General features: G+C 64.9%; 21 protein-coding genes. 10 read left to right on the top strand and 11 right to left on the bottom strand.

What is annotated here, in order from left to right; translation table 11 throughout:
• Positions 1-282: 282 nt before the first annotated feature.
• From ACR42D_RS02200 to ACR42D_RS02185, 4 genes are all read right to left on the bottom strand, one after another.
• Positions 283-1,920, bottom strand: coding sequence for an AMP-binding protein (locus ACR42D_RS02200; protein WP_484565242.1), 1,638 nt, complete (start codon positions 1,918-1,920; stop codon positions 283-285).
• Positions 1,921-2,020: 100 nt separating this feature from the next.
• Positions 2,021-2,569, bottom strand: coding sequence for a helix-turn-helix domain-containing protein (locus ACR42D_RS02195; RefSeq protein ID WP_484565241.1), 549 nt, complete (start codon positions 2,567-2,569; stop codon positions 2,021-2,023).
• Between the two features lie 163 nt (positions 2,570-2,732).
• The gene (locus ACR42D_RS02190) at positions 2,733-4,373 is read right to left on the bottom strand and encodes an AMP-binding protein (protein ID WP_484565240.1); all 1,641 of its coding nucleotides are present in this window, start codon (positions 4,371-4,373) and stop codon (positions 2,733-2,735) included.
• A gap of 9 nt (positions 4,374-4,382) precedes the next feature.
• Complete coding sequence (locus ACR42D_RS02185; protein WP_319582287.1) at positions 4,383-4,943, bottom strand: helix-turn-helix domain-containing protein; 561 nt, start codon at positions 4,941-4,943, stop codon at positions 4,383-4,385.
• 225 nt (positions 4,944-5,168) lie between these two features.
• Between ACR42D_RS02185 and ACR42D_RS02180 the strand changes: the two genes are divergently transcribed.
• From ACR42D_RS02180 to ACR42D_RS02170, 3 genes are read left to right on the top strand one after another with little or no spacing between them, the layout of a single operon-like run.
• The gene (locus ACR42D_RS02180; protein ID WP_484565239.1) at positions 5,169-5,996 is read left to right on the top strand and encodes a tetratricopeptide repeat protein; all 828 of its coding nucleotides are present in this window, start codon (positions 5,169-5,171) and stop codon (positions 5,994-5,996) included.
• 5 nt (positions 5,997-6,001) lie between these two features.
• Entirely contained in the window at positions 6,002-6,655 is a 654-nt protein-coding gene (locus tag ACR42D_RS02175; protein WP_484565238.1) for an ABC transporter ATP-binding protein, read from the top strand.
• The gene (locus ACR42D_RS02170) at positions 6,652-7,434 is read left to right on the top strand and encodes an ABC transporter permease (RefSeq protein WP_484565237.1); all 783 of its coding nucleotides are present in this window, start codon (positions 6,652-6,654) and stop codon (positions 7,432-7,434) included. Before ACR42D_RS02175 ends, ACR42D_RS02170 begins: the two co-directional genes overlap by 4 nt.
• Before the next feature lie 871 nt (positions 7,435-8,305).
• Here the strand turns inward: ACR42D_RS02170 and ACR42D_RS02165 are convergent.
• Positions 8,306-9,874 (bottom strand): glycosyltransferase family A protein, encoded by a 1,569-nt coding sequence (locus ACR42D_RS02165; RefSeq protein WP_484565236.1) that lies wholly within the window; start codon positions 9,872-9,874, stop codon positions 8,306-8,308.
• Complete coding sequence (locus tag ACR42D_RS02160; RefSeq protein WP_484565235.1) at positions 9,855-11,996, bottom strand: glycosyltransferase; 2,142 nt, start codon at positions 11,994-11,996, stop codon at positions 9,855-9,857. Before ACR42D_RS02160 ends, ACR42D_RS02165 begins: the two co-directional genes overlap by 20 nt.
• A gap of 164 nt (positions 11,997-12,160) precedes the next feature.
• On the opposite strand from ACR42D_RS02160, the gene ACR42D_RS02155 reads away from it, so the two are divergent.
• Positions 12,161-13,591 (top strand): sigma-54 dependent transcriptional regulator, encoded by a 1,431-nt coding sequence (locus ACR42D_RS02155; RefSeq protein WP_484565234.1) that lies wholly within the window; start codon positions 12,161-12,163, stop codon positions 13,589-13,591.
• A 28-nt stretch (positions 13,592-13,619) separates the two neighbouring features.
• Here the strand turns inward: ACR42D_RS02155 and ACR42D_RS02150 are convergent, their stop codons facing one another.
• From ACR42D_RS02150 to ACR42D_RS02140, 3 genes are all read right to left on the bottom strand, one after another.
• Positions 13,620-14,624: a fatty acid desaturase gene (locus ACR42D_RS02150; RefSeq protein WP_484565233.1), complete on the bottom strand. Its 1,005-nt coding sequence runs from the start codon at positions 14,622-14,624 to the stop codon at positions 13,620-13,622.
• 139 nt (positions 14,625-14,763) lie between these two features.
• Positions 14,764-15,087 (bottom strand): AzlD domain-containing protein, encoded by a 324-nt coding sequence (locus ACR42D_RS02145; protein WP_484565232.1) that lies wholly within the window; start codon positions 15,085-15,087, stop codon positions 14,764-14,766.
• On the bottom strand, positions 15,080-15,775 hold the full coding sequence (locus ACR42D_RS02140) for an AzlC family ABC transporter permease (protein WP_484565231.1): 696 nt from the start codon (positions 15,773-15,775) through the stop codon (positions 15,080-15,082). The genes ACR42D_RS02145 and ACR42D_RS02140 overlap by 8 nt, the downstream gene beginning before the upstream one ends.
• A 118-nt stretch (positions 15,776-15,893) precedes the next feature.
• On the opposite strand from ACR42D_RS02140, the gene radA reads away from it, so the two are divergent.
• From radA to ada, 6 genes are all read left to right on the top strand, one after another.
• Positions 15,894-17,216 (top strand): DNA repair protein RadA, encoded by a 1,323-nt coding sequence (gene radA, locus ACR42D_RS02135; protein ID WP_484565230.1) that lies wholly within the window; start codon positions 15,894-15,896, stop codon positions 17,214-17,216.
• Positions 17,217-17,359: 143 nt separating this feature from the next.
• Complete coding sequence (locus tag ACR42D_RS02130; RefSeq protein WP_484565229.1) at positions 17,360-18,700, top strand: glucose-6-phosphate isomerase; 1,341 nt, start codon at positions 17,360-17,362, stop codon at positions 18,698-18,700.
• 4 nt (positions 18,701-18,704) lie between these two features.
• Positions 18,705-20,126, top strand: a complete 1,422-nt coding sequence (locus ACR42D_RS02125; RefSeq protein ID WP_484565228.1) for a sensor histidine kinase — start codon at positions 18,705-18,707, stop codon at positions 20,124-20,126.
• 29 nt (positions 20,127-20,155) lie between these two features.
• Complete coding sequence (locus ACR42D_RS02120; protein WP_484565227.1) at positions 20,156-20,926, top strand: hypothetical protein; 771 nt, start codon at positions 20,156-20,158, stop codon at positions 20,924-20,926.
• 52 nt (positions 20,927-20,978) lie between these two features.
• Positions 20,979-21,449, top strand: coding sequence for a LysM peptidoglycan-binding domain-containing protein (locus ACR42D_RS02115; RefSeq protein WP_484565226.1), 471 nt, complete (start codon positions 20,979-20,981; stop codon positions 21,447-21,449).
• Positions 21,450-21,584: 135 nt separating this feature from the next.
• Positions 21,585-22,652 carry a bifunctional DNA-binding transcriptional regulator/O6-methylguanine-DNA methyltransferase Ada gene (gene ada, locus ACR42D_RS02110; protein WP_484565225.1) on the top strand — a complete coding sequence of 356 codons (1,068 nt, stop codon included), beginning with the start codon at positions 21,585-21,587 and terminating at the stop codon, positions 22,650-22,652.
• A 179-nt stretch (positions 22,653-22,831) separates the two neighbouring features.
• On the opposite strand, the gene ACR42D_RS02105 is transcribed toward ada, so the two are convergent.
• Together ACR42D_RS02105 and ACR42D_RS02100 are read right to left on the bottom strand one after the other, a co-directional pair.
• A complete protein-coding gene (locus ACR42D_RS02105; protein WP_484565224.1) occupies positions 22,832-23,164 on the bottom strand; it encodes an STAS domain-containing protein in 333 nt (110 codons plus the stop codon).
• A 20-nt stretch (positions 23,165-23,184) separates the two neighbouring features.
• Complete coding sequence (locus ACR42D_RS02100; protein ID WP_484565223.1) at positions 23,185-25,776, bottom strand: SpoIIE family protein phosphatase; 2,592 nt, start codon at positions 25,774-25,776, stop codon at positions 23,185-23,187.
• Between the last annotated feature and the right edge of the window lie 107 nt (positions 25,777-25,883).

Below are 25,883 nucleotides of genomic sequence, written 5' to 3'. Positions count from 1 at the left end.
TTCGATACAGGGAAAATTCCTGGCTCAAACGGGAAAAATTCCTATTTGTTGAACATGCCGTTATGACGTCGGGCAGCATTGATCAAGTATTCTTTTTTGTTATTCTTTAATCCGATCACCGCCGCAAGAACCACACATCGCGCCAATATCGACCAGGCTCACCGGCTGGAATGGAACCGTTTTTCGGGCCATCCGTCGTTGCGAGAGGGAACAAGAGAAAGCCCGGCGAGGAGGAATGGTCCTCCTCGCCGGGCGGTCGGCTAAATCTTATGCGGATGCCGTTTACTTGGCCAGTCTGGCGAGGTCGGCCTCGCGGATCTCCTTGCGCTTGATCTTGCCGGAGATGGTCTTGGGCAGCTCGTCCACGTAGTCGATGACGCGCGGGTACTTGTAGGGCGCGGTCAGTTCGCGGACGAACGCCTGGAGCTGCTTGGTCAGCTTCTCGTCGCCCACGTAGCCCGGGGCGAGCACCACCGTGGCCTTGACCAGCTGGCCGCGCACGTCGTCGGGCAGGCCGGTGACCGCGGCCTCGATGACCGCCTCGTGGGCCACCAGGGCGGACTCCACCTCGAACGGTCCGATGCGGTAGCCCGAGGACTTGATCAGGTCGTCGGTACGGCCCATGAACCAGAGGTAGCCGTCCTCGTCGGCCCACGCCTTGTCGCCGGTGTGGTACCAGCCGTCGAACTTGACGCTGGCGGTCTTTTCCGGCTCGTCCATGTAGGAGTCGAACAGGCCGAGCACCGGGGACTGGATGTTGATGCAGATCTCGCCCTCCTCGCCCTGGGGCACCTTCTCGCCCTCCTCGTCCATGAGCGCGATGTCCCAGCCGGGCACCGGCTTGCCGATGGAACCGGGCTTGGGCTCCATGAACTTGAAAGTGGCCACCTGCAGGGTGGTCTCGGTCTGGCCGTAGCCCTCGTAGATGGGCATGCCCACCGCCTTTTCCCAGGCGTGGAAGACCGAGTCGTTGAGCAGTTCGCCCGCCGTGGTGCAGTGGCGCAGGGACGAGAGGTCGTATTGGGAAAGGTCCTCGCGCACCAGGAACCGGTAGATGGTCGGCGGCGCGCAGAAGGTGGTGATCTTGTTGTCGGCCATGACCTTGAGCAGGTCGCCGGGGTGGAACTTGCCCCGGAAGTCCCAGACGAAGATGATCGAACCGGCCATCCACTGGCCGTAGAACTTGCCCCAGACCGACTTGCCCCAGCCCGTGTCCGACACGGTCAGGTGCACGTCGCCCTCTTCCAGGTCGTGCCACAGCGCGCCCGTGGTGTAGTGGGACGCGGCGTACTTGTGGTTGTGCAGGACCATCTTGGGCAGACCGGTGGTGCCGCTGGAAAAGAAGATGACCAGGGGGTCGTCGCCGCCCGGAGAGTCCGGAGTGCGCGGAAAGCTCGGGTCGCCCGAGGCGAGCAGCTCGCCGTAGTCGAGCCAGCCGTTTTCGGCCTTGCCCTCCACCTGGACCAGCAGGTTCAGGCCGGGGCAGTCGGGCCGGGCCTGGTCCACCCGCTCCACGATGGAGTCCTCGCAGACCATGGTCGAGATGCCCGCGTAGTTGACGCGCTCGCGGATGTCCTTCTTGGTCAGCAGGGACGGGGACGGGATGGGCACCGCGCCGATGCGGTGCAGGGCGAGCATGGTCACCCAGTATTCCAGCCGCCGGTAGAGGATGACCATGACCCGGTCGCCCTTCTTCACACCCTGGGCGGCCAGGGCGTTGGCCAGCCTGGACGAGGACTCCTGGAAGAAACCAAAGTCCAGGTCGCGCCGGTTGTAGTTGTCGTCCACGTGGATCAGCGCCGGGGCCTTGGGGTCCTTGGCGTCCAGGACGTCGAAGGCGAAGTTGAAGTTGTCGGGGCACTCGGGCGTGAACCGCGCGCAAAAATCCTTGTAATCGGCGTATTCTTCTTTGGTAAACATGGGTTGTATATCTCCGTGATTCTGATCAGCTTTCGTGATTTTTTCCGCAACAAAAATCGGTCAACTTATTCCGGGCGGGTCGGGGAGTCCCCGGCCAACCCTATAGAATCACGTCGAGAAAACGGACGGAGTTGCCGTCCAGGCCGCGCAGGGCGTGGGGCGTTTCCGAATTGAAATAGAGCGAGTCGCCGGGTTCGACGATGATCGGCTCGCCGCCCAGGCGCACCTCGAGACGGCCTTCGAGCACATAGATGAACTCCTGGCCCCGATGGGAGGTCTCGACCATCTCCTCGCCGGACTTGGCCGGAACCACGATCAGGAACGGCTCCATCTCGCGTCCGGCGAACTTGTAGCCCAGCGACTTGTAGTCGTAGTCCTTGCGCCGGTCCACGGCGAATCCCTCGTCCCTGCGCACCAGGGAATAGGACTTCAGGTGCGGTTCGCGGCCGGAGATGAGCGTGGTCAGGTCCACCCGGCAAAGCCGGGAGACGTCGAGCAGGTAGCCCACCGGGATCTCCACGGTCCCGGATTCGTAGGCCGTGACCTTTTCCTCGGACACCCCGAGCAGGTCGGCCATCTCCTTGGGCGTCCAGCCGACGCCCTCGCGCACGCCCACCAGACGGGGCGCGATCTCCTTGTACTGTTCCATTCCATACCTCCTGGAAAGATGATGACTCCGGCGGCCGGGCTCCACCCCGGACCGGCCGGGGACGGCGACGCGTCCACAAGGCCTACCTCTTGCCGACGCGAGCGGCAAGAGGTTCCGGGGGGACCTCCCTGCCGGAAGTCCCCCCGTGATATTCATTTGCTCGCTACGCGTCGGGCCACAGTTCGGCGGCCATGTCGCGCAGCTTGTATTTCTGGATCTTGCCCGATGCGGTCATGGGGTAGGCGTCCACAAAGGTGACGTACTTGGGTATCTTGTACCGCGCGATCTTGCCCCGGCAGTAGTCGATGACGTCCTCGGCCTCGATGTCCGCGTCTCCCTTGCGGATGACGAAGGCGCCGCACTCCTCGCCGAACTTCCGGCTCGGCACGCCGGCCACCTGCACGTCCAGGACCCCGTCCATGGAATAGAGGAATTCCTCGATCTCGCGCGGGTAGATGTTCTCGCCGCCCCGGATGATCATGTCCTTGAGACGGCCGGTGATGGTCAGGTAGCCGTCCTCGTCCATGACGCCCAGGTCGCCCGAATGCAGCCAGCCGTCCTTGTCGATGGCTGCCTCGGTGGCCTTGTCGTTGTTGTAATAGCCCTTCATGACCAGGTAGCCCCGGCAGCAGACCTCGCCGACCACGCCCGGAGGACACTCCTCGTAGGTCTCGGGGTCCACCACGCGGACCTCCACCTCGGGCATGGCCCGGCCCACGGTCTCGGTCATGTGCTTGAGGGAGTCGCCGACCACGGTCTGGCTCATGACCGGGCTGGATTCGGTCAGCCCGTAGCAGATGGTGATCTCGCGCATGTTCATCTTGTCGATGACCCGCTTCATGACCTCCACCGGACAGGGGGAACCGGCCATGATCCCGGTGCGCAGCGACGAGTAGTCGAAGCGCGGGAACAGCGGGTGGTCGAGAATGGCGATGTACATGGTCGGCACGCCGTACACGGCGGTACACCGCTCCTGGTCGATGGCGGCCATGACCTCCAGCGGCACGAAGTCCTCCAGGATGACCATGGTCACCCCGTGGTTGACCGAGGCCATGACCCCGAGCACGCAGCCGAAGCAGTGGAACAGGGGCACGGTCAGGCAGAGCCGGTCGCCGGGCACGAACTTCTGGTTCGCGCCGATCCAGTAGCCGTTGTTGACGATGTTGTAGTGGGTCAGCTGCACGCCCTTGGGAAACCCGGTGGTGCCCGAGGTGTACTGCATGTTGACCACGTCGTGCGGGTCGAGCTCGGCCTGGCGCTCGGCGTACTGCTCGTCCGTGACCATGGCGGCCATGGCCTGCAGCTCGGGGATGGAGTACATGCCCCGGTGCTTCTGGTGGCCCAGGTAGAAGACCCGCTTCAGGTGCGGGAACTTGTCGGTTTTCAGCTGGCCGCGCTCCTGGGTGCGCAGTTCCGGGATCTGCTCGTAGGTGGTGGTCAGGTAATCGTGGTCGCGGTACTGGCCGATGATGAACAGGTTCTCGGTCTCGGAGTGCTGCAGCAGGTACTCCAATTCATGGGACCGGTAGTGGGTGTTGACCGTGAGCAGGACCGCCCCGATCTTGGCCGTGGCGAACTGCAACGCCACCCAGTAGGGCACGTTGTTGGCCCACACGGCCACCTTCTCGCCCTTTTTCACGCCCAGCCCCATCAGCCCCTTAGCGATGGTGTCGGTCAGCTCGTCGAACTCGGCGTAGGTCAGGCGGAAGTCGCGGTCCACATAGACCACGGCCTCGTTATCCGGATATTTCCCGGCGGTCTCCTTCAGCAGATTGCCGAGGGTGATTTCTCGAAGTGCGCTCATACACCCTCCTTATTCAGGGAAATACAGGACCGCGTAGATCTCGGCCTTTTCCGCTCCGCCGCAGGCCACGTTGTGGGGCACGATGGAGTTGAAATAGATGGAGTCGCCGGGCTCGAGGATCTGCTCCTCCTGCCCGTAGCGCACCCGCAGCTTGCCGGAGTGGACCACGATGAACTCCTCGCCCTCGTGGGAGGACAGGGCGTCGTCCTTGCACGACTCGGGCAGCAGTTCGACGAAGAACGGCTCCATATGGCGGTCGGTCTTGCCTTTTCCCAGGGAGTGGAAGATCAGCCCGGTCTCCTTGCCGTCCGGGTGCATGACCAGTTCCTCCTCGCGCTCGGCCAGGCGGGTGATCAGCGGGTCGCTCGAAACCTGATCGTCCAGGAAGGTTCCCAATCGTACGCCTAGGGCCCGGGCCAGCTTAACCAGGGGCCGCAGGGAGGGGTACATGTCCTCCTCTTCCACGGCACGGATGAAGTCCTCGGACAGGGTGGTTCTGTTGGACAGATCCTCGATGCTCAGATTCTGCTTCTCACGATAGGCGCGAATCCTCTTCCCGATAGTACTCATGTAATGTTCTCCGTTGTCGATGGCACAAATGCTGGCGCAGGGACTCTTCCGATGCTGACAGAAACGTCGGGGACGGACTGTCGCCCCTGCGTGTATCGGATATAAGGAAGATTGTCACCATTTTGGGAAACCATCCGGCTCAACCGTTAGACTGGTTGCCATCCGAATGGGCCGGGTGTATCTTTTAGCTTCGCCCGATTTTTTTTGTGAACGAGAGGCTATGACGTGACCGCCGAAGAAATCCTGACCCTGGGCCCGAGCCCCAAGAAAAAAAACGGCCGGGGGAAACGCCCCCGGATCCCCGATGACGTCCGCGTGGAGAAGATCTACGGCGCGTTCTCCACCGAGTCCGTGTCCCAGGTGGGCACCGGCACCACCCAGCGCAAGACCGTGCAGAAGGCCTACTGGTTCGCCGAAGAGGGCGAGCCCGACAGCGACGGCACCCGCGTGATCCAGGTCCGTCCCCTGAACAGCAAGAACGTCCCCACCGGCCCCAAGGAGCCGGTCCCCCTGCCCGACTTCCTCTCCCGGTTCAACCCGGAGATCGAGTTCTACCACACCGAGGTCTTTCCGCGCATGCGCGAACTCGACGCCACCATCGTGCGGGCCGAGAAGCAGCGCGACCAGGGGGCCTTCTACTCCGCCCAATTCGAATACGAGGCCGCCCTGGTCCTGGACGTGCAGAACGTGCGGGCCAACTTCGGCCTGGGCCTGACCTACATGGCGCGCGGCGACGCGGATAAGGCGGCCGACATCTTCAAGCGCCTGGTCGCCCTGGACGCGGCCTTCGCCCCGGAGCACAAGCACCTGTTCAACGAGTTCGGCATCAGCCTGCGCAAGTCCGGGCTCACGGACCAGGCCGTGGAGTACTACACCCGCGCCCTGACCATCACCGAGGACGACGAGAACCTGTTCTACAACATCGCCAGGGCCTACTGCGAACGGGGCGACGAGGCCGAGTGCCGGGAAAATCTGCAACGCGCCCTGGAGATCGACCCGAACATGGACGTGGCCCTCCGCTTCATGGAATTCCTCGAAAAGAAGTCGGGCTAGCCGCCATGTCCCTCGCCCTGGACCGGGTCTCCTTCGCCTATCCGGACGGTCCGGCCATCCTCGAAGACGCCTCGCTCACCCTGGCAACGGGCGGCTACCACCTCCTGCGCGGTCCGTCCGGCTCGGGCAAGTCCACCCTGCTGCGCCTGCTCTGCCGCCTGGAAGAGGCTCAGGCCGGGACCATCACCTTCAAGGGAACGCCCATAGACGCCATCCCCCCAGCCGAACTGCGCCGCTGCGTGGCCTACGTACAGCAGCTGCCCACGCTCTTGCCCGGCACGGTGCGCGACAACCTGCTCCTGCCCTTTTCGTTCAAGGCCAACGCGAGGCTGACCCCGCCGTCCGACGTAGAGATGGCCGCCCAGCTGTCCGGCTTCCTCCTGGACGGCGTGACTCTGGACTCCCCGGCGGACAAGCTTTCCGTGGGCCAGGCCCAGCGGGTCTGCCTGACCCGCTCCCTGCTCCTCTCGCCCGAGGCGGTCCTGCTGGACGAGCCCACGGCCTCCCTGGACGCCCACTCGGCCGGGGTGGTCCTGGACCGCACGCGGGGGCTGGCCGAGAGCGGCGTGACCGTGGTCATGATCTCCCATTCCGAGACCGTGCCCGAGGGCGTGACCCATTTCATCACCCTGGAGAACAAAAGGCTGGCCCTGTCATGACCCCGCACATCATCGAGATAGGCCCCCTGCAGCTGGCGCTCTGCCTCGGCTTCGTGCTTTTGGCGGGCGCGACCTCCTTTGTCCAGAAGCTCGGCCTGGGCCGCGACCTGGCCGTGGGCACGGTGCGCACCTTTGCCCAGCTCTTCCTCATGGGGTACGTGCTCAAGTTCGTCTTCGAGGTGCGCGTCTCCTGGCTGGTCCTGCTCCTGTACGCCTTCATGGTCGCCGCCGCCGTGCACATCATCCGGGGGAGGGTCAAGGAGCGGACCATCCCGTTCACCGCGCCCACCTTCCTGTCCATGCTCGTGTCCTACTCCCTGGTCACCATGGTGGTCACCGGGGCCATCGTGGGGGCCAGGCCGTGGTGGACGCCGCAGTATTTCATTCCCCTGGCGGGCATGATCGTGGGCAACTCCATGACCGCCATCTCCATCTGTCTGGACCGGCTTTTCTCGGACCTCAAGGCCCGTCGCGGCGAGGTGGAGATGAAGCTCGCGCTGGGCGCGGACTATCGCGAGGCCTCGCGGGAGATCATGGCCGGGGCCATCCGCGCGGGCATGATCCCGTCCATCAACTCCCTGATGGCCGTGGGGTTAGTGTCTCTGCCCGGGATGATGACCGGCCAGATACTGTCCGGCACCGATCCGCTCATCGCCATCCGCTACCAGATCGTGGTCATGTTGATGCTGGTGGCCTCCACTGCCGTGGGGGCGCTGATTGTCACCAACCTGGTCCGCAAGCGGTGTTTCTCCAAGGGGCAACAACTGTTGCTCCGGTAACCGCCCCCCTTCCTTCATTAAGAGGGAATCCCCTCCCGCCTTGAGTCGGCATGGATATCGGCAAGTTGCCGGATGCCTTCCGTGCGCCGAAGAACGCGGCTGCGCCGCGTAGAGCCGCTGTGCGGGGCTGCGCCCCCGCACTAGCTCCATGCCCTCCCGGCGGGGTCCATTTTTTTGCTGGCCCAAAAAAATAGACGAAAAAAAGGGCCTTGGAGTGTTGGGCGGCCGCCCGGAGATCGGGGGATAAGAAGCTGATCGATTCGGGTCGGCTCCCGATTCAAGGCTCGCTGCGCTCGCTCTGAATCGAAGAGCCGCCGACCCTCATCGTCACCTTCTAATCCCCCGATCAAGGGCTCGTTTGGGTGAAGGGAAGAGGTGCGGCGGGAAGCATTTGGGCGTGCCTTGGCGCGACGCGGGGGAGAGCCGCTGTCGGACGCGGGCGTCCGAGGCGCTCCACGGGAGCTTCAATGAGTTGCTGCCGGGCATTACGCCACGCAGAACGCTGCAGCCCATTCCTTTCTTACGGAGGCCAGCAATCGGAAGCGGACCCTAGAGCCCGTCTCCGGCGACGAAGCGTCGGCCGGATCGCGTCTGCGCAGCAGACATCGATCCGGCCAGCGAAAGCCGCCTACGGGCTCTTGGGTCCGCTTCCGCGCGTTCGCACCACAGCGCAGTTTTTGCTTCCTTTTTTCTGCGCCAGCAAAAAAGGAAGTCGCCGTAAAGGCGAAATACAATGTAAGGAGAACAGCCCAAAGTCCCGACGCGGATGCGCGGACCAACGAAGCGCAATGTACCGACATAATCACAAGCCCTGACGCGGATGCGCGGACGATATGAAGGAGAGCACATAGGCCCGCCGCAGGCGGCCCCCCTACACCCCCTCGAGGTATTCGAGCTTTTCGAGGAGGTCGGCTTCGAGCAGGGCCTGTTCGGCCTTGAGGGCGTCGGCGATATCGGCGCGGGTGTGCATGGTCTGCATCTTGTACTTGTTGCCCAGCGCGTTGCCATGCTCCCGGGCCGAGGTCAGGGACGCCGCGCCGGTGTTCTTCTTGTGGTGCACGGCCAGGTGGCCCTGGTAGACCGCGAACAGGCCCGCCTCGCACAGCCGCAGATCGTGCTCCATGTCGTCGTACTGGGACGGGGAAAGCTGGATGGCGAAGTCGCCGGATTCGAGCAGGACCTTGGTGCGGAACAGGTGGCAGCAGCCGGTGACCGAGGCGCACGGGCGCATGAAGTCGAAACCGCCGGTGTCCAGGGTCTGGGCGTGCAGCCCCGAGAGCCGGAACGGGTTGGGATCCAGCCGGTTCAGGTCCACGCAGGCCGTGTGGTCCATGAACAGATGGCTGTCCGCGCTCTGGATGCACAGCGGATTGGCATGGCTGACGACCTTGCAGCCCCACACGCCCGCACCGGGATAGCGATGCACCGCCGCGCCGAGACGGAGCAGCCAGTCGGGCGGCAGCTCCACGTCGTCGTCGAGATAACAGCAGAAATCATGCTCCCGCACCGCGTCCAGGTGGAGCAGCCAGTTGCGCGCGGCGGCGGCCCCGATGTTCACCGGCAGGGAAATTCTCGTGAACCGGTCCGCGCCCAGCGCGTCCGCAAACTGCGGTTCGCGGCGGTCCAGAACCTCGGCGGTATTGTCCATGGACCCGTTGTCCAGGACAAAGACCGAGACTCCGATCAGGTCCGAGGCCAGCAGCGAGGCCAGGGTGGCGTCGAGCTCGTCCGCCTTGTTCCAGGAATAGAGCAGCACGGCGGTCCGACCCGGCAGTGGTTCACGGCGGTCGGCGACGCCCGAGAGCGTGTCAAAGGCGCGCAGGACCAGGTTCGCGTTCCACGGGGACTTTCGGGCGGCGGCCAGCAGTTCCTCCGGGGCCGGGGGTTCCTTGGAGGCGAAGAGATTCCGGGTCTGCTCCACGGCGGCGGACAGGACCGGAGCCGCCGGTTCAGGGGCGGGAACGGCCAGGCAGGCGAAGACGAACTCCGGGTCGTTGCCCACCGCGCCCGCGGCGGCGGCCTGCTCACGCCAGAACAGGTTGCCGGGCTCGTCGCGCACGGCCCGGTCCAGAAAGGCGCGGGTGCGTTCAACGTCGCGGGAGTTCAGGACATCGAGGAGCGGGCCGGTGTCGGCCGGACGCGCCCAGTGATCGGCCAGGACGCGCAGCCTGGCCACGGTCGGCGGAGCCAGCAGGGCCACGGCCGGTTCGGCGGCCAGCAGTTCGGCTGCCAGCCCGCCGTTCAGCGGATGGTCGGCGGCCAGCCGGTTCAGGGCGTCGCGGGCCACCGGGGCCAGGTCTTCCCGGCCCGGGCGCAGACTGCGCCCGGCCACTTCAAAGAGATGGGACTTGCCCACGAACCCCAGACGCAGCAGCGCCTTGAGATCTTCGGGCAGGTTGCGCCAGAAGACGGCGGGGGCGTCAGCGCGGTCCGTGCTCATGGGGATGTTCCTCCATCCCTGAAGGTTCGCCAGAGCCTTCGGCGGACGGCTCGGGCTCGGCCATGTCCTCCACGGGCAGGGGCTCGTACAGCCGCCCGCCCATGTACACGCGCATCAGGTTGCGCCCCTTGGCCTCGGGCGTGAGCAGACTGCGCACCACCCGGCGGCCCGCCAATCCCAGGGCGAACCGCTTGGGCGGGTCCTCGGCCAGCAGGCGCATCTTGTCGGCCAGGCAGTCCGCGTCTTCCGACGCGCAGAGAAAGCCGTTGACGTTGTCGCGGACCACCTCGGGGATGCCGCCCACGCGGGTGCACACGGCGGGCAGGCCGAGATCGAACCCTTCGAGCAGGGCGTTGGGCAGGCTTTCCTTGCGCGAGGTGATGACCAGGACGTCGGCGAAGCGCAGCTCGTCCAGGACCTCGGCGTGGGATATCTCGCCCGCATTGCGGTAGCGCTCGCGCACGACCGGGGTGAAGATGCCGTCGAACTTGGCGAGCTTGTCCTCGCCCACGCCCACGCCCACGAATTCCAGATCGCGAGCGCCGCCTTCGCAGAGGCGATCGGCGGCCTTGAGAAAGACGTCGAACCCCTTGATGTCCGCCGCGTTGCCCACGTAGATGTAGCGCGTGCCCCGCTTCTTGCGCGGCTTGGGCTCGCCGAAATCCGGCCCGGCGTAGGCGTTGTAAACCACGTTCAACCGCTTCTTGCGCACCCAGTACTTGCGCATGACCTCGGCGCACTGGGCCGAGTTGGCTATGACCCCGTCGGACAGCGCGGTCCACAGGAAGAACACGGAGTTGGGCCTGGAAATGACCCCCCGATTGATGAACAGTTTGAACTTCGCGCCCAACAGCCGGGCCAGCACACCCATCTTGTACGCCCGGTTGTGGAAGGTGTGGACCACGTCGATGCGTTTTTCCGCGATCAACGCCTTGAGAAACTTCCCGGCCTCCATGTACCGGCTGAAGCCGTCATAATGGATGACCTCCACGTTCTCGCCCTTCAAAGGGTCGAGGGCTCCGTTGATGGCCGTGTCCGGGGTGACCAGGGCGTAGACCTTCAACCCCATGTCCGCCATGGCTTTGATGTTGTTGACCATCTGGCGGCTACCGCCGGACAGCTTGTTAGAGTCCGTGGCGTAGAGCACGGAGGACACCTCCGGCTTCTTGCGGTATTTCTTGAAGAACACACGGGCCGGGGCGGTCGTGCCGTACATGCGCAACCGGGTCTGCACCCACTGGCCGTCCTTCTTGGCGGCCACGCCGAGCCGGTTGAGCCGGAACGGGTCCGTGCCCCGGGTGTTGGCGCTCCGCTCCAGGGTGAAGGCCCCGGCGAACCCGGCCGCCTTCAATTCGCCCTCGCAAACCGGATCGAACTGGCCCCACGGCCAGCAAAAGAGCTGCTCGTCCAGCCCGTTCAGTTCACGAATGCGCTCCATGCTCCGCCTGAAATCCCGGCGACAGAATTCGCGGCGCTCGTCCTCGGTCCGCTTGACGAAGCGTGGGCCGTTCCCGTCCTCGAATTGGGGCCAGAACCCGTCGTAGACATACCCGCTGCCCGGCTTGAAGGTCGGCCAGAAATCGTTGTGGCCGGGGTAGATGGACCAGCCGCCCCAGTGCGTTATACCGTCCCCGAGATGTCCGTCCGGCGCGAGGTTCATGAAGGCCGCCTGGTGGCGGCAGCCATGGGCGAAGACCTCCATGCCCTTGTCGAGCATGGCCCGGATTTCGGATTCGTTGATGAACTGGGAAAAGTCGTTGTCCACGAAGGCGGCCCGGAAGGCCTGCTTCATGGGGAACATTTCGGGCGCGGTCCCGGCGGTACGCGCCCCGCCGGGCACGGTGAAGTCCGTAAGGGCGAAGAAGGTCCCGGTCATGTTCCGCTTTTCCAGCTCCGGCACCACGGTGATCCAGTTGGACACGTGGCCGTCGTCAAAGGTCAGGACCAGGGATTTTCTCGGGGGCTTCATCTCCCCGCGCGTCACGGCCAGCAGGTCGCGGGCCGAGATGGCCCGCCAGCCCGCATCGGTCATGGCGTCGAGGTGTTCCCGAAACATCTCGGGCGTGTGCCCGTTCACGTCGGACACGTTGTGGTAGCAAAGGACGGGTATGGATATGCTCATCGTATTTTTTCTCGTTTGCGCTCGGGCTTCCGAGAAGTAGCAGATGGGCGGGACCTGGGCAAGAAAGGATGGAGCAGGCCCCAATGGGGCTGTCCGGTTACGGCAGGTGGACAAGTACGCGAACCCCTTGTAAACTTTCCGAGATACCGCTAATAGAAGTGACCATGACGGCCAAAACAGTCCTATTCATCGCGGAGCCGCAGTCCGTGACCGCCATCTTCCCCACCTTGCAGAAGGCCGGGTTGCAGGCGGGTTTGGCCGACAACCTCAACGGGGCCCTCGGGTTCATCAAGAAGTCCCGGCCCTGCCTGGTCTTCTGCCGTCCGAGGCTGCAGGGGTTCGACGCCAAGGCGTTCCTCGCCAAGGCGGCCGAGACCCCGGGATTCCCGCCCGTGGTCATCTTCTCCGCCTCGGGCAACGCCGAACAGGCCACGGAGTTTCTCGAACTCGGCGCGCGCGACTACTGGATCGAGCCCCTGGCCTGGGAAAAGATCCAGATGGTCCTGCCCGCCGACGAACCCGAGCCGGAACCCGAAGCCACCCCCTGCCCGCCCAAGGCGCAGGCCGCGCCCGCCGGCAACGGCTCGCCCCCCGGCAAATTTCAGATCATCGGCCGCCACACCGCCGTGCTGCGCGTGCTCGCCCTGGCCAAGCAGGTGGCCGGGTCCAAGGCGACCGTGCTCATCTCCGGCGAGTCCGGCACCGGCAAGGAGATGTTCGCCCGCTACCTGCACCACAACTCCGACCGCACGGACAAGCCCTTTGTCGCCATCAACTGCGCAGCCCTGCCCGAGCACCTGCTGGAGAGCGAACTCTTCGGCCACGAAAAGGGCGCGTTCACCGGGGCCATCCAGCGCAAGCTCGGCAAGTTCGAGCTAGCCGACGGCGGGACCATCCTGCTGGACGAGATCACCGAGATGGACCTGGGCCTCCAGGCCAAGCTGCTGCGCGTGCTCCAGGAGTCCGAGTTCGACCGCGTGGGCGGCGTGGACACGGTCAAAGTGGACGTGCGCGTCCTGGCCACCACCAACCGGCGCATCGAGGACACGGTCAAGGAAGGCAAGTTCCGCCAGGACCTCTACTACCGGCTGAACGTCATCCCCCTGGCCCTGCCCGCGCTCAAGGACCGGGGCGACGACGTGCTCCTGCTGGCCGAATTCTTCACCAACAAGTTCACCGCCGCCTACGGGCTGGCCAGGCTCGCCTTCACGGACGAGGCCAGGAAATGGCTCATGGACTACGACTGGCCCGGCAACGTGCGCGAGTTGCAGAACCTCATGGAGCGGGCCGTGCTCCTGGCGGGCCAGGGCCCCATCCGGCCCCGCCACTTCCTCATGGGCGACGAGCAGTGGACCCCGGACGATCTGTCGGCCATCGACGCGGACCAGCAGGCCGCCTGCGAGGCCGCGCCCCCGTCCACCCCGGACGAGGCCATGTCGGTCATGCCGCTGCATGAAATGGAAAAGCGGCTCATCCTGAAAAGCCTGGAAGAGACCACCGGCAACCGCACCCGCGCGGCCGAGCTCCTGGGCATCTCCGTGCGCACCCTGCGCAACAAGCTCAACGAATACAAGAAACAGGGACTGGACTTGTAGGTCGACAGTCGGGATGGTCCGGCGACGATCAGGCCGTCAGCGATCCGAAACCGACCAGCTCCCGCCGTTCCTCATCCCACAGGTTCAGTCGCAACGATCTCAAACTCTTCAGGAAAGTCAGCGACGGCACCGTCCGCATCTCCGGCGTGCTGTCGTAGCTTTGCTGGAGCCGATAGTTGGGAATCCTCGGCAGGACATGATGTATGTGGTGCAACCCGATGTTGCCGGTGAACCACTGCAGAATCCGGGGCAGTTTGTAGTAGGAACAGCCTTCCAGGGCGGCCTTCACCGGATCCCACTCGTCCGGATGCGCCCAGTACACGCCCTCGAATTGATGCTGCACATAAAACAGCCAGACGCCGACCGCGCCGCCCAGAAGGATGACCGGCACATGGATCAGCAAATAGGTCTTGAGGCCCATTGTCAGGCTGGCCAGAACCACGACCCCCACGATGGCCACGTTGGTGAACGTGGCGCTGAAACGTTCCTTCTTTCCCTCCCATTCGTGCAGGAAGCGCTGCGTTATCAGGAAGGAATACCCGGGACCGACACCTAAAAATACGAGTGGGTTGCGATAGAGACGGTAGGCCAGCCTACCGGCCGGAGTGAGCGCCTTGTACTCTGCCACGGTCAACGTCCACAGATCGCCCACTCCCCTGCGGTCCAGGTTCGCGTAGGCCCCGTGATGGACCAAGTGGTTGCGCTGCCAATAGGTGAACGGGGTGAACGTCAGGATTCCCGATATATAGCCCAGAACAAGGTTGGCCCGGCGCGAGGCGAAGAGCGACCCGTGTACGCAATCATGAAAGATGACGAAGATACGGACCAGAAGCAGAGATTCCAGGAGGAGCAGGGGCAAGATGAAAAACACCGAGGCCCCGGTCCGGATCAGGTACACGAGCAGGGCCCAAAGCCCCAGATAAGGTGGATACGTGTTGAGGACCTGCCAAAGGGCACGGCCCGAAGCCGCCTTTGCGAAGGGTTTCAGCAAGGCCCGCAGCCCCTGAATGGTAAACTGGCCGGTATCGCTCATATCTCCCCTTTTTGTTCCCGGGGCGAAGCGGGACGAGTTCTATAGGTATCGTCTCAAACTTAGCCGAATCGACTGATTCCGGCAAGGGGGGAGGGTCTGTGCGCTCGGTATACGCGATTCGGACACCCGCCCCGGACGGCTAGAACAAGACCCGTAAAAGCCAGAGCGTTCCCATCCCGCTGAGGATGGTCACCAAGATGCTGCGGGTCTTCCAGGCCACCAGCACGGCGACCAGGGCGGCCACCGGACGGGCCGGGCCGACCGGGCCGCCGTCCGTGCCGTGCAGCAGCACCGCGGGCACGATGATGGCGGGCAGGACCGAGGCCGGGATGAAGCGCAGCATGCGGACCACGGCCTCGGGAAAGGCGACCTTGTCCACGATGAGGATGAAGGAGAAGCGGATCAGGAAGGTGCCCAGCCCGAGCAGGACGGCCACCAGCCAGAAATCGGACGCGTCAGTCACGGACGAGCCTCCTTTCGGCGGCGTATCCCAGAAGGATGCCGGTGACGGCCCCGGCCATGAGCCCGAGGTTGTAGGGCAGCCCGTCGGCAAACCAGGCCACGGTCCCGGCGGACAGGGCGGCCAGGGTCGTGGGCCGGTCCTTGATGGCGGGCACGACCACGGCGATGAAGGTCAGGGGCACGGCGAAACCGAGGTCCCAGGCGGGCGGGATGAGAGCGCCCACGGACGCCCCGAACACGGCCCCCACGGAATAGGAGGCCCAGATGGCCAGGGCCACGCCGAGATAGTAGAACGGCTTGTCGATCTCCTCGGCGTCCTCCCGGTGGAAGCGGGCGATGGACAGGGCGTAGGCCTGGTCCGACAGGACGAACCCGAGCAGGGCCCGGCCCGGCAGGGACATGGCCTTCAGGTGCGGGGCGATGGACGCCGAGTACATGAAGAAGCGCAGGTTGATGATCAGCCCGGTGAGCACGACCACGGCCAGGGTGGCGTGGTGCTCCATGAGCTGCAGGGCCGCCAGCTGGCTGGCCCCCGCGTTGATGGCCCAGGTGAAGCCGAGCGCCCCCCACGGGGACATGCCCGCGCCCGTACTGACCACGCCGCAGATGAGCCCGAAGGGCACCATGCCGAGCAGGATGGGGATGGAGTCGCGCGCCCCGGACAGGCAGGAATGTCTGATGTCGTTCATGTGGATTGATCCGCTGATCAATGGCAATACAGCCGCGCCCTGCCGCCGTCAACGCCTTAATTGTGCAACCTTATTCCCGCGCTGGACTTTTGCCCGTAAATGGCGGGATACTCACGAAATGAAAACCAAGGAAACCTACCGTTGCGCCGCCTGCGGCGCGCAGTCCCCCCGCTGGCAGGGCCAGTGCCCGTCGTGCAAGGAATGGAACACCATGGAGGCCGTGACCGTGTCGAAGAAGACCTCGGTCCCGGTGGGCGCGGCCGCGGCCCAGTCCACGCCCCAGCTCCTGGAGGATCTTGAGAGCGAGCACCTGGGGGCCCGGCCCTCCGGGCTGCCCTCCCTGGACCACCTGCTCGGCAAGGGGCTGGTGCCGGGCGCGGCCATCCTGGTGGGCGGCGAGCCGGGCATAGGCAAATCCACCCTGCTGCTGCAGCTGGCGGGCAGCCAGGCGCGGCTGGGGCACACGGCGGTCTATCTGTCCGGCGAGGAATCCCTGGCCCAGCTCAAGTCCAGGGCGGGCAGGCTCGGGCTGCTCGGACCGGGGCTGATGGCCGTGGCCACCAACAAGGTCGAGGACGGGCTGGCCGTGCTCGAAGGGCCCAACCCGCCCGAACTGCTCATCGTGGACTCGGTCCAGACCCTGGCCTCGCCCCTGGCCGAAGGCATCCCCGGCTCGGTCAGCCAGGTGCGCGCGGTGTCCAGCGAACTGGTGGAGAAGACCAAGAAGTCCGGGACCACCCTCATCCTGGTGGGCCACGTGACCAAGGACGGCCAGATCGCCGGGCCCAAGCTGCTCGAGCACATGGTCGACACGGTCCTGTACCTGGAGGGCGACCGCAAGCATTTCTCGCGCATCCTGCGCGTGCTCAAGAACCGGTTCGGGCCCAGCGACGAACTGATCGTCTTCACCATGAAGGAGCAGGGGCTCGAAGTGGTCGAGGACCCGGCGACCTTCTTCCTGGGCGCGCGGGACCCGTCCCTGTCCGGCACGGCCATGGCCCTGGCCGTGGACGGGCAGCGGCCCTTCGCCGTGGAAGTCCAGGCCCTGGTCTCCAAGTCCTTTCTGACCATCCCCAGGCGCACGGCGCTGGGCTTCGACACCAACCGGCTGAACCTGCTCCTGGCCGTGCTCGAAAAGCGGCTGCGCCTGAACCTGAGCGGCCACGACATCTACGCCAAGATCACCGGCGGGCTGGCCTCCAAGGACCCCGGCCTGGACCTGGCCGTGGTGGCTGCGGTCATGTCATCCTTCTACGACCAGCCGTTGCCCGAGGCCTCGGTCTTTTGGGGCGAGATCGATCTGAACGGCCAGGTGCGTCCGGTGGCCGCCCACGGCGTGCGCCTCAAGCAGGCCGGTCGGCTGGGCCACGGCCCGGTCTGCCACTCGGGCACGGCCCCGACCCTGGCCGACCTGCAGCGGCTGCTCTTCGGCAAACGCTGACGCGCATGACATTTTCATCGAAATAGTGATACCCTCTGCCCAACCGTGCCCTGCGCCGCACGGACGCATGCCGCACCGGCACGCGCGGGAGCGTGCCGCAACGCCACGGCGCGGCGAACACCGACCTCAATACGGAGGAAGACATGGCTGACATTCTCGACTGGACCAACGCGGACCTCGACCGACTGGATATGGCGACCTATGAAAGCAAGGCCGACGGCATGGCCGCCCGCCTGCGCGAGGAGACAGGGGCGGGCAGGCTGCCCTTCCTGACCATGCCCTACGAGGCCGAGCTGAAGAATCAGCTGGCCGAACTGGCGGGCTACCTCGACGGCTTCGAGCACATGCTCCTGCTCGGCATCGGCGGCTCGGCCCTGGGTGCCCGCGCCCTGCAAAAGGCCTTCTACCCCGAACAGGACCGCCCCGGCCACGGCGGCAGGTCCCTGTGGATCGCGGACAACGTGGACGCCTACGCGCTCGACGCCTACATGGCCGAACTCCCGCCCGAAAAGACCGTGGTGGTCACGGTGTCCAAGTCCGGCGGAACCATCGAGACCGTGGGCCAGTACTTTATCATCAAGGAATGGATGAAGGAGCGGCTCGGCGACGACTGGGCCAACCACATGCTCCTGGTCACCGACGAGAAGCAGGGCTTTTTGCGCGGCGAGGTCGACGCCTTCGGCATCAAGGCCCTGCCCGTGCCAGACAACCTCGGCGGACGCTACTCCGTACTCTCGGCCGTGGGGCTGATCCCGGCCCTGTTCCTGGGCATGGACACCGACGCGCTCATGGCCGGGGCGCGCGAGGTGGCCGACGTGCTGGCCGACCCGAACCTGGACGGCGAGACCCTGGCCGGAACCCAGGCCTTCCGCCTGGCCGCCTGGGGCGCGGCGCTCATGGACAAGGGCTTTACGGAGATGATCTTTTTCGCCTATATCCCCTTGTGGGCCAGCTTCGGCGACTGGTTCGCCCAGCTGTGGGCCGAATCGCTCGGCAAGGAAGGCAAGGGCAGCCAGCCCGTGCCCGCCGTGGGCGTGACCGACCAGCACTCGGTCAACCAGATGTTCATGGACGGCGTGCGCAACAAGGCGTGCCTGTTCCTGACCTGCCCGTCCCTGCCCGCCGGGCCGAAGTTCCCGGCCGACCTGCCCGACCAGTTCGCCTATGTTCGGGGCAAGGACTTCGGCGAGCTGATCCAGGCCGAGGGGCTGGGCACGCGCATGGCCCTGTCCAAGAACGGCGTGCCCCTGGTGGAGATTCAAATGGGCGCGGACGGGCCGAAGCAGGCGGGCAAGCTCATAGGGCTGCTCGGCGCGGCCACCATCCTGACCGGCTGGCTCATGGGCATCAACCCCCTGGACCAGCCCGCGGTGGAGCTGGGCAAGCGGCTGGCCAAGGCGCGCATGGACGCGGACGGGCTGGCCGAAGAGAAGGCGGACCTGAGCGGGTTCTTGACCGCACAACGAGATTTACGGGAGTTCTGAGTCATTGCCGAATAATCGCGAGGAGGGCAGCAGCCCGCTCCAGTTCGTCCGGGTCATATCCTGGACCCTGCTGGTCATCATCCTGAGTTTCAGCCTGCTGTTGTCCCTGTTCATCTCCAAGTACGCGGAACAGACCCTGCTCGAAAAGCAGGAGGCCTTCGCCCTGCTCCTGGCCGAGAACGTCAGCCACCAGCTGTTCACCCGCTTCGTCATCCCCACGGTGCTGAAGTTCGGGGCCATCCGGCTACGCAACGAGGACCAGGCCGCCGCCATGGACAAGGTGGTCCGCTCGACCATCCACAGCTTCCACGTTTCGAGCCTGCGCATCTACGACCGCGAGGGGAACATCACCTATTCCCTGAACAAGAACGAGGTGGGCGACGACGGCAACGCCGACTACATGGTCAACAAGACCTGGGAGACCGAGGATTTCAGCGCCGAGATCCTGTCCAAGGTCTCCAAGGTGGCCTCCCTGTTCCGGGTCGATCTCGATCCCGGGTCCATGGTCCTGCGCGCATACTACCCCCTGCGGGTGGAGCGCAGCCTGACCGACATGGAGGCCAACCCGATCATGGGCATCCTGGAATTCCAGCAGGACATCACCGCCGACTACCTGGCCTCCCTGAACTTCGAGCGGCTGATCATCGCCTTCTCCCTGGTCACCTCCCTGGTCCTCTTCTTCCTGGTTCTGACCGTGCTGCGCAGGGCCGAGCGGCTGTCCAACAGGCAGCTGCGCGAAAAGGAGCGGCTCATCTTCGAGCTGCAGCAGCAGGAGAAGCTGGCCGGCATGGGCCGCATGGTCGCGGGCGTGGCCCACGAGATCCGCAACCCGCTGGGGATCATCTGCTCCAGCTCCGAGCTGATCCTGAAAAAGGCGAAGAAGGAGAACAACTCCAACGTGCGCATCCTCGAGGCCCTGCACGAGGAGGCCAAGCGGCTGTCGCGCACGGTCACGGAATTCCTGGACTACGCCCGGCCGAAGAAACCGGCCATGCACGACGTGGACGTCAAGTCCATCCTCGACCAGGTGGCCGTGTTCATGGAGCCCGAGTGCGAAAAGCTCGGCGTGACCGTGGACCGCGAGTTCGAGGGCGACATGATGGTCAAGGGCGACAAGGACCTGCTCTACCGCGCCTTCTACAACCTGGTGGCCAACGCCCTGCAGGCCATGCACGGGCCGGGCGAGCTGTCCATCCGGGCGGCGCGCGGCGAAAAGGGCCTGCACGTGACCCTTGTGGACACCGGGCCGGGCTTCGCGCCCGAGCACCTGGACCAGGTGCGCGACCCGTTCTTCACCACCAAGGACACCGGGACCGGCCTGGGACTGGCCCTGGTCTCGACCATCTTCGAGAGCCACGGCGCGGAGATGGACCTGAGCAACGCCGAAGAGGGCGGCGCGCGCGTGGACGTCATCTTCCCCGCGTAGACGCCGCGCAAACCACGGAGACAGTCAGCATGTCGAAAGCATGGATACAGGCCAAGCACCCGGAGTTCGTCCGAGACCTGTTCAAGTTCTTCTGCCAGGCCTGCGACCAGTTGGAGAAGCAGTTCGTCCGCTTCGACGAGGACGGCACCGTCGAGTTCGACGTGCTCAAAGACCTGGTCGGCAGCGAGATGAACAAGGGGCTGTTGTGGCGCATGAAGGACACGGCCCACCACGTCTTCCGCAACGATCCGCACGCGCAGCTGGGCGGGCAGTTCCTGGACTGGGCGCTGGGCTACATCTTCCACGAGACCCTGAAGCTCAAGGAGGACGCCTACCAGAAACAGAACTACGCGCCGTGGTTCCACCGCCTCTACGAGGGCGATCTGAACACCTCGGAAAAGGACGTCACCGAACAGCTCTTCCAGGTCCTGAACCAGACCGAGGAGTCCATGCGCCGCGAGATCGACCGCATCCGGTTCATCATCGCCAAAGGCCGCCAACTGCTCCCCTACTACCTGCACCGCTACAGCGATAACGTCCTGTTGGCGCGGTATATTTTTTCTCAGAACGAACTGGTCCGGGCCGTGTTCGCAAACGAATACGCGGGCCTGATCTTCGCCATCTACGGGCACGAGCCCGAGCGCATGTACATCCTGGCCAGCCAGTCCCTGCGCCTGGGGGGATGGGTGGACGAGGCGGCCCAGGCGGTGGACGAGGCGATCAAGGAGAACCCGGCTAGCAAAATGGTGTTGCAAGAAAAGAAAATTATTGATAATTGGGCAAATAGAATACATACATGAACCAGCGTTTCGCTGGAAATTGTTAACCGAGATTTATTTGAGGAGGCCTTCAATGAAGAAGCTGATTTTACTGGCAATTGCCCTGTGCGTCGTGTTCGCCTGGGGTTGTTCCAAGAAAGTCCAGACCGAACCCGAAGTGGTTGTGGTCGAAGAAAAGGAAGTCGTCGTCGAGCAGCCCGCGCCCCCCATGGATCCCATGGCCGTGTACAAGGCCGAGTACGATGCGCTGCCCGTCACCCACACCGTGACCAAGGGCGAGTGCCTGTGGTGGATCTCCGAGTACAAACACGTGTACAATGATCCCTTCATGTGGCCCCTGATCTACAAGGCCAACCGCGACAAGATCAAGAATCCCGATCTGATCTACCCCGGCCAGCAGTTCGACGTGCCCCGCTACGGCTTTGACCTCGAGGAAGTGAAGGCGTCCCGCAAGGAAGCCGGCGCTCCCTGGAAGGCCCTGGAGCCCGGCCAGGATGCGGTCATCCCCGCGGAGATGCGCGCCGCACTCGGCTACAGCTTCTAAAGGCCAGCCTCACCAGCCATACAGGCCCGCCCGTCCGTTGTGGACGGGCGGGTTTTTTCGTTACCCGCCCGCAAACCCGGATTGCGGGGCAAGAAACGGATGGTTTTGCCGCGCCCGTGCGGGTATCTTGGACCCATGACCACACAGCAAAGACCATACGACAGCCGCCTCCGGGCGGTCCTGGACCGGGACGGTTCGGCCTCGGGATTCGTCTACGCGGTCGCCACCACCGGCATCTACTGCCGCCCCGGCTGCCCGTCCCGCTCGCCCAAGCCCGAGAACGTGCGCTTCTTCGACACCCCGGCCCAGGCCGAGCGGGCGGGGTTCCGCCCGTGCAAGCGCTGCCGCCCGGACGATCCGTCCCACCGGGACATCGCATCCGGCCGCATGGCCGCCGCCTGCCGGTCCATCGAACGCGCCCTGGCCGACGGCGAACCGGCCCCGTCCCTGGAACTCCTTGCCCGGAACGCGGGCCTGAGCCCGTCCCATTTCCAGCGGTTGTTCAAGAGCCGCGCCGGGATCACGCCCAAGGAATACGCCCGGGCCGTGCGCGACGAGCGGGTCCGCGACGCCCTGGCGCGAGGGCAATCCGTGACCGAGGCCATCTACGCGGCGGGCTTCGGCGCGCCCAGCCGGTTCTACGAGCATGCCGACCGGACCCTGGGCATGGCCCCGGCCGCCTATCGCAAGGGCGGCAGGGGATTGACCATCCGCTTCGCCACGGCCGAGAGCTTCCTGGGCACGGTCCTGGCCGGATTCACCGACCTGGGCGTCTGCGCCATCGAGCTCGGCGACACCCGCGAGGAACTGGTCCACGCCCTGCGCGAACGCTTCCCCGAGGCCGATCTGCGCGATGCCCAGGACGAACTCGCCCCGCTGCTCTCCGAGGTGGCCGACTTTGTCCGCAGCCCGGACCAGGGACTGGACCTGCCCCTGGACATCCGGGGCACCGCCTTCCAACAGCGCGTCTGGCAGGAGCTTGCGCGCATCCCGGCGGGCGAAACCCGGACCTACAGCGAAGTGGCCCGCGCCCTGGACGCCCCCAAGGCCGTCCGCGCCGTGGCCACGGCCTGCGCCGCCAACCCCTTGGCCGTGGCCGTGCCCTGCCACCGGGTCGTGCGCAAGACCGGCGAACTGGCGGGCTACCGCTGGGGGCTGGACAGGAAGAAGGCCCTGCTCGACAACGAACGGGCCGGGGAGTAAGAGGCCTCCCCTTCCCCCGGGCCCCCATCCCCTCCTTTTCCCAAACTTTTTGGTGCCGCTTCGCGGGGGCGGGCCGAGCCATGTTCCGAAAAAAGGCGCAAAAAAGGCCCCGCCAAACCAATGGCGAGGCCTGTATACGCTTTTGCTCCCCGAGTTAGTGGAACAAGGCCGACTGCGGTCTACAAGCCTCCGAGCGCATCGGCGCGGGAGGGGTAGAGCTGGAAAATCTTGTCGTACCCGGAGACCTCGAAGACCTCCTGGATGTAGTCCTTGACCCCACAGATGGCCACGACGCCGGAATTCTTCTTCAGCCGCTGGTAGGCCAGGACCAAAACGCGCAGCCCCGAGCTGTTGATGTAGTCCAGGCCGGAAAAATCGAACAGCAGCTTGGTGGTGCCGTTCTCGAGCAGGCCCAGGACCTTCTCTTCCAGGGCCTGGGTGCCCTCGCCGTCCAGGTTGCCGTCCACCGCGAGGATGACCACCCCGCTTTCGTCGATCTGATTCAATGCCATTTGCTCCCTCCGTATGCTCCCTAGCCCTGCACCGGGCAGTGTGTCTTGCTGATGTTCTTGCGCAGGGTCAGTACGTTCTTGCCGTTTTCTCGTTTGTAATGGATGCCGTGCACCATGTTCTTGACCAGGTGGATGCCCAGGCCGCCCACGGGCTTGGACCGTTCATCCAGGGGCAGGTCCAGTTCGGGTTCCGGGGCCTCCAGGATGTTGAAGGGCTCGGAATCGTCCTCCACGCGGATGGTCAGGTCGTCGCCCTGCAGGGCGATGGTCACGTCGATGGGGTGCTCGTCGAAATCTGCGTAACCATAGGAAATGATGTTGGTGGTCAGCTCGTCCAGAACCAGGGTCAGGTGGAAGACGATCTTGGGATGCAGGCCGTGCGCGTTGCCGAAGGCCTCCACCTTGGGTTGGAAGCACTTGAAGCAGTTTTCCTTGTTGGTCATGCGAAAGGAGATGGAATGCCGAGCCATGGACATGTCGCCTGTACCCTTCTTGACCACGACGACGGCGATGTCGTCCTCCTGGCCGTTGCCCTGGAAGTCCTCCACCCGGGCCATCATGGCCAAACGGATGTCCTTTGCACTTTTATGGGCGTTCTCCCTGATGATGGCAAGCATTCTCTTTTTGCCAAACATTTCGCCGTCCCCGTTGCGGGCCTCCCACACCCCGTCCGTGGCCATGACCAGGATGTCGCCCTCCTCGAGCGCGGCCTCGCTGGTCTCGTAGACATAGTTCTCGTCCACGCCCAGCGCCAGCCCCTTGCCGCGCAGCTCGCTGAACTCGCCCGTGGCCGGGGTATAGCGGACGGCCGGATCGTGCCCGGCCCGGACCCATTGCACCTGTGCCGAGTCCGCGCTCAGCTGCAGGTAGAACAGGGTCAGGAACCGTCCGGTGCCGTCCAGGTCCCGCGACAGCACCCGGTTGATGGCCCCCATCCGTTCGTGCGGGGCCAGATCGATGTCCGACAGGGTGTGCAGTTGGCCCCTGGCGGCGGCCATGACCAGGGCCGAGGGGATGCCGTGGCCGGACACGTCGCCCACGATCACGGCCAGGCACGAGGGCCCCTTGCGGCAGACCTTTAGAAAATCGTAGTAGTCGCCGCCGGTCTTGTCGCAGTAGAGGATGCCGCCCGAAATGTCGAACCCGTCCAGCTCGGGCTCCGCGTTCGGCAGCAGCAGCCGCTGGACCTCCTGGGCCACCTCCATGTCCCGGTTCAGGTGCATGAGCTCCCTGAGCTTGGGGCCCATGTCGTTGATGGACCGGATGAGGTCGTCGCGCTCGTCGCCGGTGTGGTGGTCGATGTGCGCGCTGAAATCCCCCTGGGTCAGCCGCTTGGCCACATCGACGATGGAGTAGATGGGCTTGGTGATGGCCCGCGAGCCGAACCAGGCGATGAGCGCGGTGATGAGCAGCATGACCCCGGAGATGATCAGGGACAGGACGCGCATCTCGGTGAACAGGTTTCGCAGGGTGGCCGAGACCTCGTTGGGCAGCTTGGCCACCACGGTCTTGGGCGCGATGACCAGAAACGACATCCTCTCTGAGGAGGCGAAGGCGCACAGGGACGGCTCGCCCCTGTAGGAGACGTCCACCACGCCGGATTCGCGGGTGTCCAGGGCATGGAGCAGAATCTGGTAGCCCACGGGCTCGTCGAAGCTCAGCCACTCCTGCTCCACCCCGCTCGTCCAGTGGCGACGCCCTTTCTCGGTGGACTCCAGCTGGACCAGGATGGGCAGCCCCTTGTCCGTGGGCTGTCCTTCCAGGATGCGCTCCACCAGGAAGGTGCGCACCTCGCCCCCCCACCGGGCCTCGAGCTGTTCGTCGGGCATCATGGAGTGGGCCGGGATGTCGATGGACACGGCCCCGAGGAACCGGCCGGACGTATCGAGCAGGGGGAAGGCCACCTTGTTGACGATGTACCGGCTGGCCGGGTCCACGGTGTGGTACCATCGGCAGGCGTCCGAGGTCCGGGCCTCCTGGTACCAATCCTGATCGCGGGCGTCGTAGCGCATCGGCAGCCGCCCGTGCCCGGGGTAGGTCATCAACACGCCCGACTCCATGGCCACGTTGATCCAGAACGGCGCCTTGGGCAGGTTCCGGAAGATGTTCCTGATGCCGGGCGCGGCCAGGAGCAGGCGGCGCATCTCGGGCATCACGGCCTTCTCGTCCACGTGGGCGGGCAGGTGGAAAGTGGGATGGTCGAAGCTGACCTGAAGGAGTTGCTGCCCGTTGCCCATGGTCCGCTTGGCGTAGCCCTGCCGCCTCGCCGCGTCGGGCGGGGTCAGGTCCGGGTCGCCGAAATCGTTGGCCATATAGGGTTCGGGCGCGTCCGCGGACGGGGTCCTGTTCATGGCCGCGTCCACCTCGTGGGCCACGCCGATGGTGGCCAGGCGCATGGCCTCGGAGCTGCGCTCCAGCAGGGTCAGCAGGGAGGAGGCCGTGTACTCGAACTCGTTGGACATGATGTCCAGCAGTTCCTGTCGGGTCTGCTGATCGGTCTTTTCGACCACGTCGTGGGAGGCCCGGCTCATGAGCCCGCGCGAAATGAAGATGGGCGCCAGGCTGAAGGCCAGGAGCACCGCAAAGAATTTTAACCTGATGGATATCTTCATACGCTTTTCCGGACGCCTCGACACCGTTTGCGCCGCACTTGCATTTTGACCACAAACAGGGGGCAACTGTCCACCGCCGGGCTTCCCATTTCCATTATAATGCTTGG

This window comes from Pseudodesulfovibrio sp. lm2024 (assembly GCF_051175575.1).
In the GTDB taxonomy this organism is placed as follows: domain Bacteria; phylum Desulfobacterota; class Desulfovibrionia; order Desulfovibrionales; family Desulfovibrionaceae; genus Pseudodesulfovibrio; species Pseudodesulfovibrio caledoniensis.
Note: the sequence above shows the minus strand (reverse complement) of the source record. Positions and strands in the feature narration are given on the sequence as shown.

What these genes read in the sequence shown, in the direction of transcription:
- ACR42D_RS02150 (WP_484565233.1), bottom strand. Translation starts at nt 14,624, where the DNA reads ATGAGCGATACCGGCCAGTTTACCATTCAGGGGCTGCGGGCCTTGCTG.
- ACR42D_RS02100 (WP_484565223.1), bottom strand. Translation starts at nt 25,776, where the DNA reads ATGAAGATATCCATCAGGTTAAAATTCTTTGCGGTGCTCCTGGCCTTC.
- ACR42D_RS02130 (WP_484565229.1), top strand. Translation starts at nt 17,360, where the DNA reads ATGGCTGACATTCTCGACTGGACCAACGCGGACCTCGACCGACTGGAT.
- ACR42D_RS02120 (WP_484565227.1), top strand. Translation starts at nt 20,156, where the DNA reads ATGTCGAAAGCATGGATACAGGCCAAGCACCCGGAGTTCGTCCGAGAC.
- ACR42D_RS02165 (WP_484565236.1), bottom strand. Translation starts at nt 9,874, where the DNA reads ATGAGCACGGACCGCGCTGACGCCCCCGCCGTCTTCTGGCGCAACCTG.
- ada (WP_484565225.1), top strand. Translation starts at nt 21,585, where the DNA reads ATGACCACACAGCAAAGACCATACGACAGCCGCCTCCGGGCGGTCCTG.
- ACR42D_RS02170 (WP_484565237.1), top strand. Translation starts at nt 6,652, where the DNA reads ATGACCCCGCACATCATCGAGATAGGCCCCCTGCAGCTGGCGCTCTGC.
- ACR42D_RS02185 (WP_319582287.1), bottom strand. Translation starts at nt 4,943, where the DNA reads ATGAGTACTATCGGGAAGAGGATTCGCGCCTATCGTGAGAAGCAGAAT.
- ACR42D_RS02140 (WP_484565231.1), bottom strand. Translation starts at nt 15,775, where the DNA reads ATGAACGACATCAGACATTCCTGCCTGTCCGGGGCGCGCGACTCCATC.
- ACR42D_RS02155 (WP_484565234.1), top strand. Translation starts at nt 12,161, where the DNA reads ATGACGGCCAAAACAGTCCTATTCATCGCGGAGCCGCAGTCCGTGACC.
- ACR42D_RS02160 (WP_484565235.1), bottom strand. Translation starts at nt 11,996, where the DNA reads ATGAGCATATCCATACCCGTCCTTTGCTACCACAACGTGTCCGACGTG.
- ACR42D_RS02105 (WP_484565224.1), bottom strand. Translation starts at nt 23,164, where the DNA reads ATGGCATTGAATCAGATCGACGAAAGCGGGGTGGTCATCCTCGCGGTG.
- ACR42D_RS02195 (WP_484565241.1), bottom strand. Translation starts at nt 2,569, where the DNA reads ATGGAACAGTACAAGGAGATCGCGCCCCGTCTGGTGGGCGTGCGCGAG.
- radA (WP_484565230.1), top strand. Translation starts at nt 15,894, where the DNA reads ATGAAAACCAAGGAAACCTACCGTTGCGCCGCCTGCGGCGCGCAGTCC.
- ACR42D_RS02190 (WP_484565240.1), bottom strand. Translation starts at nt 4,373, where the DNA reads ATGAGCGCACTTCGAGAAATCACCCTCGGCAATCTGCTGAAGGAGACC.
- ACR42D_RS02115 (WP_484565226.1), top strand. Translation starts at nt 20,979, where the DNA reads ATGAAGAAGCTGATTTTACTGGCAATTGCCCTGTGCGTCGTGTTCGCC.
- ACR42D_RS02175 (WP_484565238.1), top strand. Translation starts at nt 6,002, where the DNA reads ATGTCCCTCGCCCTGGACCGGGTCTCCTTCGCCTATCCGGACGGTCCG.
- ACR42D_RS02200 (WP_484565242.1), bottom strand. Translation starts at nt 1,920, where the DNA reads ATGTTTACCAAAGAAGAATACGCCGATTACAAGGATTTTTGCGCGCGG.